Annotated in this window: 9 protein-coding genes; all 9 read left to right on the forward strand. The window is 67.6% G+C overall.

What is annotated here, in order from left to right; genetic code table 11:
• Positions 1-115 precede the first annotated feature (115 nt).
• The 9 genes from ACFWYS_RS44545 to ACFWYS_RS44585 all read left to right on the forward strand — a co-directional run bounded on the left by ACFWYS_RS44545 (position 116) and on the right by ACFWYS_RS44585 (position 8246).
• Positions 116-760: an HAD family hydrolase gene (locus tag ACFWYS_RS44545; RefSeq protein ID WP_384782389.1), complete on the forward strand. Its 645-nt coding sequence runs from the start codon at positions 116-118 to the stop codon at positions 758-760.
• Between the two features lie 69 nt (positions 761-829).
• Positions 830-1537, forward strand: a complete 708-nt coding sequence (locus ACFWYS_RS44550) for a VC0807 family protein (protein ID WP_384782391.1) — start codon at positions 830-832, stop codon at positions 1535-1537.
• Positions 1538-1617: 80 nt separating this feature from the next.
• Entirely contained in the window at positions 1618-2847 is a 1230-nt protein-coding gene (locus ACFWYS_RS44555; RefSeq protein ID WP_384782393.1) for an MFS transporter, read from the forward strand.
• Positions 2798-3970, forward strand: coding sequence for an acetoin utilization protein AcuC (locus ACFWYS_RS44560; RefSeq protein ID WP_384782395.1), 1173 nt, complete (start codon positions 2798-2800; stop codon positions 3968-3970). Before ACFWYS_RS44555 ends, ACFWYS_RS44560 begins: the two co-directional genes overlap by 50 nt.
• 479 nt (positions 3971-4449) lie before the next feature.
• Positions 4450-5265, forward strand: a complete 816-nt coding sequence (locus ACFWYS_RS44565; RefSeq protein ID WP_384782397.1) for a phosphatase — start codon at positions 4450-4452, stop codon at positions 5263-5265.
• 129 nt (positions 5266-5394) lie between these two features.
• A complete protein-coding gene (locus tag ACFWYS_RS44570) occupies positions 5395-5607 on the forward strand; it encodes a helix-turn-helix domain-containing protein (protein ID WP_004984898.1) in 213 nt (70 codons plus the stop codon).
• Between the two features lie 157 nt (positions 5608-5764).
• Positions 5765-5863 carry a 30S ribosomal protein bS22 gene (locus ACFWYS_RS44575; RefSeq protein WP_003948845.1) on the forward strand — a complete coding sequence of 33 codons (99 nt, stop codon included), beginning with the start codon at positions 5765-5767 and terminating at the stop codon, positions 5861-5863.
• 254 nt (positions 5864-6117) lie between these two features.
• Entirely contained in the window at positions 6118-7179 is a 1062-nt protein-coding gene (locus tag ACFWYS_RS44580) for an NAD-dependent epimerase/dehydratase family protein (RefSeq protein ID WP_384782399.1), read from the forward strand.
• A 14-nt stretch (positions 7180-7193) separates the two neighbouring features.
• Positions 7194-8246 carry a lysophospholipid acyltransferase family protein gene (locus ACFWYS_RS44585; protein ID WP_384782401.1) on the forward strand — a complete coding sequence of 351 codons (1053 nt, stop codon included), beginning with the start codon at positions 7194-7196 and terminating at the stop codon, positions 8244-8246.
• Positions 8247-8356: the final 110 nt, after the last annotated feature.

Genomic DNA, 8356 nt, shown 5'->3' on the forward strand with positions numbered 1-8356 from the left:
TAGGACACCGCCGAACAAATTTTGAGAGAGCCCCCGGCCGGGGATACCGGTCCGGGGGCTTTCTGCATTTCCGGACCACACACCAATTGCGGTTCAACCAATTAGGCTCGTGCGTATGCGCTATGACCTCGTCATCTTTGACAACGACGGCGTACTCGTCGACAGCGAGCCCATTTCCAACCGGCTGCTCGCCGCGTACCTCACAGAGCTGGGGCATCCGACGTCGTACGAGGACTCCATCCGGGACTACATGGGATCGGCGATGCACCGGATTCATGACCTGGTGCTGGAGCGGACCGGGGAGCGGTTGCCGGAGGACTTCGACGACGTCTTTCATGCGCGTGTGTTCGCCGCGTTCGAGCGGGAGTTGAAGGCTGTGGGCGGCGTCGAGGACGTGCTGGAGAAGCTGGTCGAGGATGGGGTGGCGTACTGCGTGGCCTCGTCCGGGAGTCATGAGCGGATTCGGGTGGGGCATCGGACGACAGGGCTTGAGCGGTTCTTCGATGACGGGCGGGTCTTCAGTTCGCAGGATGTGGGGCGAGGGAAGCCGGCTCCTGATCTGTTTCTGTACGCGGCCGAGCGGATGGGTGTCGCGCCGGAGCGTTGTGTCGTCGTCGAGGACAGTCCGCTGGGGGTGCAGGCGGCTGTCGCGGCCGGGATGGATGTCTGTGGGTTCACCGCCATGACGCCTGCCGACAGGCTTGCCGGCGCCACTCAACTCTTCTCGGACATGCGTGAGTTGGGCGATCTGTTGGTCTGACAATTGTCATGCCGAGCTCCGGACGATCGTTTCTACTGGTGGACCCCTGCCGGGCGAGAAGCTGAGGGCATGACGACGAAGACGAGCAGGACGGCGAGCAAGCGGAACGCCTTCGGGGGGCTGGTCGTGGATGTGGCCGTGCCCGTTGGCGTGTACTACCTCTTCAAGGACGGCTACGGGGCGAGCACGTTCATGGCGCTGGCGCTGAGCAGTGTGGTGCCGGCCGTGCGGACGGTGTGGTGTGCGGTCACGGAGCGGAGGGCCAACGGGCTCGCCGTGCTCATCCTGGTCGTGAACGTGGTGTCGTTGCTGCTCAGCTTCGTGTCCGGTGATCCGCGGCTGATGCTCGCCAAGGACAGCGGCGTCAACAGCACGATCGGCATCGCGATCCTGGTGTCGGTGGCGCTGGGGCGGCCGATGATGACCGAGGGGTTCAAGCCCTTCCTGGTGCAGGGGGATCCGGCCAGGCTGGCCGCTTGGGAGCGGCTGGCGGGTGGGGGCGCGGCCGGGTCCGGCGCGTTTCTGCGGGGGGAGCGGGCCTTCTCCGTGGTGTGGGGTGTCGTACTGCTTGCCGAGTGTGTGGTGCGGGCCGTCGGTGCCTACACGGTGCCGGTGGACACGATGGTGTGGCTCGGGTCCGTCGTCCTGGTCGGTGCCATGGGGCTGGCCTTCGTGGTCAGTCGGGTCATCGCCGCCGAGCCCATGGCGCGGCTGCTCATCGCCGAGGTGAGGGCGGCCGAGGACGCCGTGCGGTCCGAGGTCGGTGTCGCCGCCTGAGGCGGCATCAGTAAAGCTGAGGGAAATTCATCTTTGGCTGGATCTACCCACGGGTAGTCCGGGGCCCTACGCTCGCCGCCATGACTGATGTGCTGCGGCGCGGTAGGGCCTCGTTGGCGTTCAGCTTCTTCGCTCAGGGTGTTGCCTTTGCGCTGCTCGTGACCCGGATTCCGGCCATTCAGGACCGGTACGGCGTCTCCGACGCGCTGCTGCCCGCGTTCCTCGCCGCCGTGCCGATTCTGGCCGGGGTCGGGAGTGTGACGACCGAGCGGCTGGTGAAGCGAATACCGCCGAGCCGGCTGCTGCGGTGGTCCCAGCCCGTTGTGCTCCTGGCGCTGCTCGGGGTCGGGGCGGGGGAGCGGACGGTCGAGCTGGGGGTCGCTCTCGCCGCGTTCGGGCTGGCTGTGGGGGCGCTGGACGCCTCGATGAACATGCTCGGGGTGAGTCTGCAGCGGTCGTACGGGCGCAGCATCATGCTCAGCTTTCATGCGGCGTACAGCCTGGGTGGGATCGTGGGGGCGTCGCTGGCGTGGGTGGGGGCGCACTGGGATCTGGCGCTGGTGGTGTCGTATCTGCCGGTTGTCGTGGTGTTGCTGCCGGCCGCGCTGGTGGGGAGTCGGTGGTACGTCGATCAGGGCCGTGGGGACGGGGGCGGTGCCGGGGCCGTCGTGGCGGGCTCGGGGGAGAGTGGGCCTGTTGTCTTCCGGATGTTGTTGCCGCTCTGTCTGGTGATGACCTTCGCGTATATCGGGGATTCCACCGTCTCCAACTGGAGCGCGAAGTATCTGCAGGACGTGCTGGGGAGCTCGGAGCAGCTGGCGACCGTGCCGTACAACGTCTATATGGTCACCACGTTGCTGGGGCGGGCCATCGGGGACGTCGGGGTACGGCGGTTCGGGGCGGTCGTGGTGGTGCGGATGGGGGCGCTGGTGGCTGCCGGTGGGTTCGCGGTGGTGGCCGGGGCGCCGGGGGCGTGGGTCGGGATGGTGGGGTTCACGCTGTTGGGGATCGGGCTGTGTGTGCTGGTGCCGCAGACGTTCGCGGCGGCGGGGCGGCTGTTTCCGGGGGCTTCGGATACGGCTGTTGCGCGGCTCAATGTGTTCAATTACGTGGGGTTTTTGATCGGTTCGCCGTTGGTGGGGGCGCTGGGCGATGCGTGGAGCTATCGCGGGGCGATGCTTGTGCCGATGGTGTTGGTGCTGGTGACGCTCGTGTACGCCCGTTCGTTCGCCGCTCAATCGGACCGATACGGTGGCGGGCATGAGCGGCCGCGCACAGCTGATGTGGGACGAGGCAGTAACGGGCTATGACTTCGGCCGGGACCATCCGATGGACCCGGTCCGGCTCGCGCTGACCAGGAGACTCGTCGATGCCTTCGGGCTGGACAAGGACGTGGATGTCGTCGCGGCGCAGCCGGCCGGGGAGTCGACGTTGCGGCTGGTGCACCGGGAGGACTACATCGAGGCCGTGAAGGCGGCGTCGGTGGATCCGAGGGCGGCGGATCAGTCGTACGGGCTTGGGACCCTGGACGATCCCGCGTTCGCCGGGATGCATGAGGTGTCCGCGCTCATCGCGGGGCAGTCGGTGGGGGCCGCGGAGGCAGTGTGGCGGGGGGATGCGCTGCATGCGGTGAACTTCGCGGGTGGGCTGCATCATGCGATGCCGGGGGGTGCTTCGGGGTTCTGTATTTACAACGACGCGTCGCTGGCCATCGCGCGGTTGCTGGAGTTGGGGGCCGAGCGGGTCGCTTACCTCGATGTCGATGTGCATCACGGGGATGGGGTGCAGGCGGCGTTCTGGGAGGATCCGCGGGTTCTGACGGTCTCGCTGCATGAGCATCCTCGTACGTTGTTTCCGCAGACCGGGTGGCCGGAGGAGACCGGGGCCGGGAGTGCGGAGGGGGCGGCCGTGAATGTGGCGTTGCCTGCGGGGACCGGGGACGCGGGGTGGTTGCGGGCGTTTCATGCCGTGGTGCCGGAGCTGCTTGCCGAATTTCGGCCGCAGGTGCTGGTGACTCAGCATGGGGCTGACACGCACTTCGAGGATCCGTTGGCGCATCTTGCTGTTTCGCTGGATGCGCAGCGGGCTGTGCAGGTGGCGTGTCATGACCTGGCGCATGAGTACTCCGACGGGAAGTGGGTTGCTCTCGGTGGAGGCGGATATGCCGTGGTGGAGGTTGTGCCGCGGTCGTGGACGCATTTGGTGGGGATTGCCGCGGGGCGGCCCATTGAGCCGGAGGCGATGATTCCGGAGGGGTGGCGGCAGGAGGTCTTTGCGCGGACTCGGCAGTTGGGGCCGGCGCGGATGACTGATGGGCGGTGGCCGGTGGCTTGGGCCGGGTGGGAGGCGGGGTACGACCCTGCGGATCGGCTGGATCAGGCCGTGCTGGCTACCCGTAAGGCTGTGTTTCCGTTGCGGGGGTTGTTGGCGTAGGTGGGGGTGGGGTGGCGCGCCCAGGGTTTCTCGCCCCCGCCGCCCCTACCCGTCCCATCCCCAGGGGCGCTGCCCCTTCGACCCCGACTGTCTCAGGGGCGCTGCCCCTGGAACCCCGCTGGGGCTGCCGCCCCAGGCCCCGCTCCGGCCCCGAAAGGGCCTTGTCCTCAAACGCCGGACGGGCTGGAGGGTGCAGGGCGGACTGGATAGTGCTGGCCGGACTGGCTGGATGGTGCCGGACAGGCCGGATGATGCCGGACAGGCCGGATGGTGCTGGCAGGACAGGCTGGATGGTGTCGGGCGGACAAGCTGGAAGGTGATGGCCGGGCGGGCCGGATGGTGATGGCCGGGCGGGCTGGATGGTGGCGGGCGGCGAGGTTGTGAGGTGTGGGGCTGTTGTGGGGGTGGGTTAGCCCGACTGTGGGGTGTTTTGGCGTTCTCCCGGTTCCTGTGCCCTCCGATCCGTCACCATCGCTCACGTGTTGAGTCGTGGAGCGCTTCGTGCCCATCTTCTGGCTGCTCGGCTTGCCGGGGTCGTGGCGACCTCGCGGGAGGTGAGTCTCCGGAGTTATCGGCTTTTCGCGGCTCGTGATCCTCGTGTGCTGATCGGGCTTGATCCTGAATGGACCTGGGGACAGCGGGATTTGGTCGAGTTGATGGCGGACAAGTGTGGGGTTTCGGCCGACCCGGCGTGCACTTCCGGCCTTGATGTGATCGACCCTGACCGGACGCTGGATGGACTGGATGCCTTCGCCGACCGGATCGGGGCGGCCGCCCGGCGGAGCGCTCCGGTGCTGATCGGCACCGGCCATCCGCATCGGCTGCTCGGGTTCTACGCCGCCTTGGCGGACGCGTTGTCGTCGGCGGGGTGTGCCGTCCTCACCCCCGCGCATGGTCACTGTGTCGACATAACGACCCGGTTCGGCCTACGCACGTACAACCTTGGCTACGTACGAGGAGTCGCGTTGGTGCGGGAACCCGGCGCTCCGAGCACCGGGCGTGAGACCGGCGCACACACGCATTCACCCCTCCCGGTTCGCACCGCTCTCGCCGCCGCGGCCGAGGCCGGTGGGCCGTTGCCGGAGCTGGTGATCGGGGATCACGGTTGGGTCTGCGGGGCAGGTCAGCTGGGGTTTGAGGCCATTGGGCTGGCCGATACGAATGACCCCGCGCTCTTTGTGGGGGAGGCCGAGGGGGTCGTGTCCGCCGTCGTTCCACTTGATGACGCTGTGCGGTCTGATTACTACCGGCCGCTTACCCGCTACGTACTCAATCGAGCGTGTCTGTCACAGTAGGCCGCCGATGGGTGCACCTCTTCCCCACTCGCATCACCCGCCCCTACATTGGGGAGTGAGCACGCAACGACGAAGAGTCACCGGAAGGGGAAGCCGGTGGCCGTCGAGTGCGGAAGGTTCAGGTGTGTCATGGCTGCAGCTGGCGAGAGGCCTCTGAACGAGGTTCAGTTCCTTACCGTGGCGGAAGTCGCCTCGGTGATGCGAGTGTCGAAGATGACCGTGTACCGGCTGGTGCACAGTGGTCATCTGCCCGCGATCCGGGTGGGGCGGTCCTTCCGCGTCCCCGAGCAAGCGGTTCACGAATACCTCCGCGAGAGTTACGTGGGGGTGGAAACCGCCTGACGGCAGAGGGCGGGGAGGGATCCTCAGGGCTGTTCAGGATTCACCCTCGCCCCCTCGATTACGACCTCAGCGCTCGGGCGGGTAGGCTAGCCCCTCGTAGGTCGTATGGGCCCATGGCGCCCAACGCCGAGTGATGAGAAGTGAGCGAGGGTAAGTCGTGGGCTCTGTTATCAAGAAGCGGCGCAAGCGGATGGCTAAGAAGAAGCACCGCAAGCTGCTCAAGCGCACGCGCGTTCAGCGTCGCAACAAGAAGTAAGCGACGCCGCGGAAGCGGCGTGATTGTGGCCCCCCACCACACCCGGTGGGGGGCCACACGTGTATCGACGTGATGTGCGAGGGGGCGGACCGTGTGCGTATGCCTGGACGGGAAGCTGATCCGTCCGGTCGTATGCATGGAATTCTCGTCACTTCATGCATTGGGCGGTCATCACAGCGCAACATCGACCCGCTAAGTTGGCCGCACACGGGGAACTCGGCTGGGATACGAGTGCTGGAAGGAAGGCGCTGATCTTGGGCAAGGTCGTGCTCGTGACCGGAGTGGCCCGTCAACTGGGGGGCCGGTTCGTACGACGGATCCAGCGAGACCCGGAAGTGGACCGGGTGGTCGCCGTGGACGCGGTACCGCCTGAGCACCATCTCGGGGGTGCCGACTTCATCCAGGCCGACATCCGGCAGCCCACCATCGCGCGGGTACTGGCCGAGAGCGGCGCCGACACCGTCGTACACATGGATGTGACCGGAACGGCGCTGGGCAGCGGCAGCCGGACCACGGTCAAGGAGACCAACGTCATCGGGACGATGCAGCTGCTCGGCGCCTGCCAGAAGTCCCCCACGGTCAAGCGGCTGGTCGTGAAGTCCAGTACGAACGTGTACGGCTCCGCGCCTCGGGATCCGGCCGTCTTCACCGAGACCACCCCGCCCAAGTCCCTGCCCAGCGGCGGCTTCGCCAAGGACACGGTCGAGGTGGAGGGCTATGTGCGCGGGTTCGCGCGGCGCAGGCCCGATGTCGCCGTCTGCGTGCTCAGGTTCGCCAACATCCTCGGACCGACCGCGGACACCCCGCTCGCCTCGTACTTCTCGCTGCCGGTCCTGCCGACCGTGTTCGGCTACGACCCGCGGCTGCAGTTCGTCCACGAGGACGACGTGATCGAGGTGCTGCGCATCGCCTCGCACGAACCGGAGCGGGGCACGCTCAACAGCGGCACGTTCAACATCGCCGGCGACGGCGTCCTGCTGCTCTCGCAGTGCTCCCGGCGGCTGGGCCGCCCCACCGTGCCGCTTCTGCTCCCCGCGGTCACCTGGGCGGGATCCATGGTGCGTACGCTGGGCATGTCGGACTTCTCACCCGAGCAGATCCGGTTGCTCACTCACGGCCGGGTCGTGGCGACGGACCAGATGCGAGAGACGCTCGGATTCAAGCCGAAGTTCACGACGGCGGAGACCTTCGCCGAGTTCGCGCGCAGTCGCGGACCGGGTCTGCTGCCGCCGGAGGCCCTTGCGGGGGCCGTCGACCGGATCGCCGCGCTGCCCGTGCTGGGCGGCGGCCACCTCCCGACGCAGAGCGCCAACTGAGGAGCGCATCAACGATGGCGGACGCCAAGGTCATTCCGTTCGACGACGACCGGTCCCGCGCAAGCGCCGTACAACGGCCGTCGCGGCGCCGGAGTGTGGGGAGCCGGCGCAAGAGCGGTGAATCCGCGCTGGTACGCGAGGTCCAGCCCCTCCCCGGACGGCCCTTCGCGCAGGATGATGTTCCTGTGACACGTGAGGAACAGCCGCCCCAGAAGCCGCAGGAGAACGGCGGCCTGGAGCGGCGTATCGCGAGCGGCCTGGCCTTCCTGCGCCGCCGCCTCACCGGGGACTACGACGTCGACGACTTCGGGTACGACGAGGAGCTCACCGACCAGGTTCTGATGTCCCTGCTGCGCCCGGTGTACGAGAACTACTTCCGGGTCGAGGTGAAGGGCGTCGAGAACATCCCGTCCGAGGGCGGCGCGCTGATCGTCGCCAACCACTCCGGGACGCTGCCGCTGGACGGCCTGATGATGCAGGTCGCCGTGCACGACCACCATCCGGCGGGCCGGCATCTGCGGCTGCTCGCCGCCGACCTGGTCTTCATGCTGCCGGTGGTCAACGAACTCGCCCGCAAGCTGGGCCACACCCTGGCCTGCGCCGAGGACGCCGAGCGGCTGCTCGGGCAGGGTGAGTTGGTCGGCGTCATGCCGGAGGGCTTCAAGGGCATCGGCAAGCCGTTCAGCGAGCGCTACAAGCTCCAGCGTTTCGGCCGCGGCGGCTTTGTCTCCACCGCCCTGCGCAAGCGCACCCCGATCATCCCGTGCTCGATCGTCGGGGCCGAGGAGATCTACCCGATGATCGGCAACGCGAAGACGCTGGCCCGCCTCCTGGGCTTCCCGTACTTCCCGCTGACGCCGACCTTCCCGTGGCTGGGCCCGCTGGGCGGGATTCCGCTCCCGACGAAGTGGACGATCCAGTTCGGCGAGCCGATCCCGACGGACGGCTACCCGCCGGAGGCCGCCGAGGACCCGATGCTGATGTTCAACCTGACCGACCAGGTCAGGGAGCAGATCCAGCACACGCTGTACAAGCTGCTGGTACAGCGGCGCTCGGTCTTCTTCTGACACTTCATTCGTCTTTGTTTTCTGTCTGTGTACGACGATGGGGCGCCCCCGGCACAGGGGGGCCCCCACGTCGTAACACTCAAAACCGCGGCCGCGATGTAGCGGGCCCC

The sequence above is a fragment of the Streptomyces sp. NPDC059010 genome (assembly GCF_042740355.1).
Classification (GTDB): Bacteria; Actinomycetota; Actinomycetes; order Streptomycetales; family Streptomycetaceae; genus Streptomyces.

Bases quoted from the DNA above. Each gene is read 5' to 3' on its own strand.
- ACFWYS_RS44545 (WP_384782389.1), top strand. From the start codon at position 116: ATGCGCTATGACCTCGTCATCTTTGACAACGACGGCGTACTCGTCGAC.
- ACFWYS_RS44550 (WP_384782391.1), top strand. From the start codon at position 830: ATGACGACGAAGACGAGCAGGACGGCGAGCAAGCGGAACGCCTTCGGG.
- ACFWYS_RS44570 (WP_004984898.1), top strand. From the start codon at position 5,395: ATGGCTGCAGCTGGCGAGAGGCCTCTGAACGAGGTTCAGTTCCTTACC.
- ACFWYS_RS44555 (WP_384782393.1), top strand. From the start codon at position 1,618: ATGACTGATGTGCTGCGGCGCGGTAGGGCCTCGTTGGCGTTCAGCTTC.
- ACFWYS_RS44560 (WP_384782395.1), top strand. From the start codon at position 2,798: ATGAGCGGCCGCGCACAGCTGATGTGGGACGAGGCAGTAACGGGCTAT.
- ACFWYS_RS44585 (WP_384782401.1), top strand. From the start codon at position 7,194: ATGGCGGACGCCAAGGTCATTCCGTTCGACGACGACCGGTCCCGCGCA.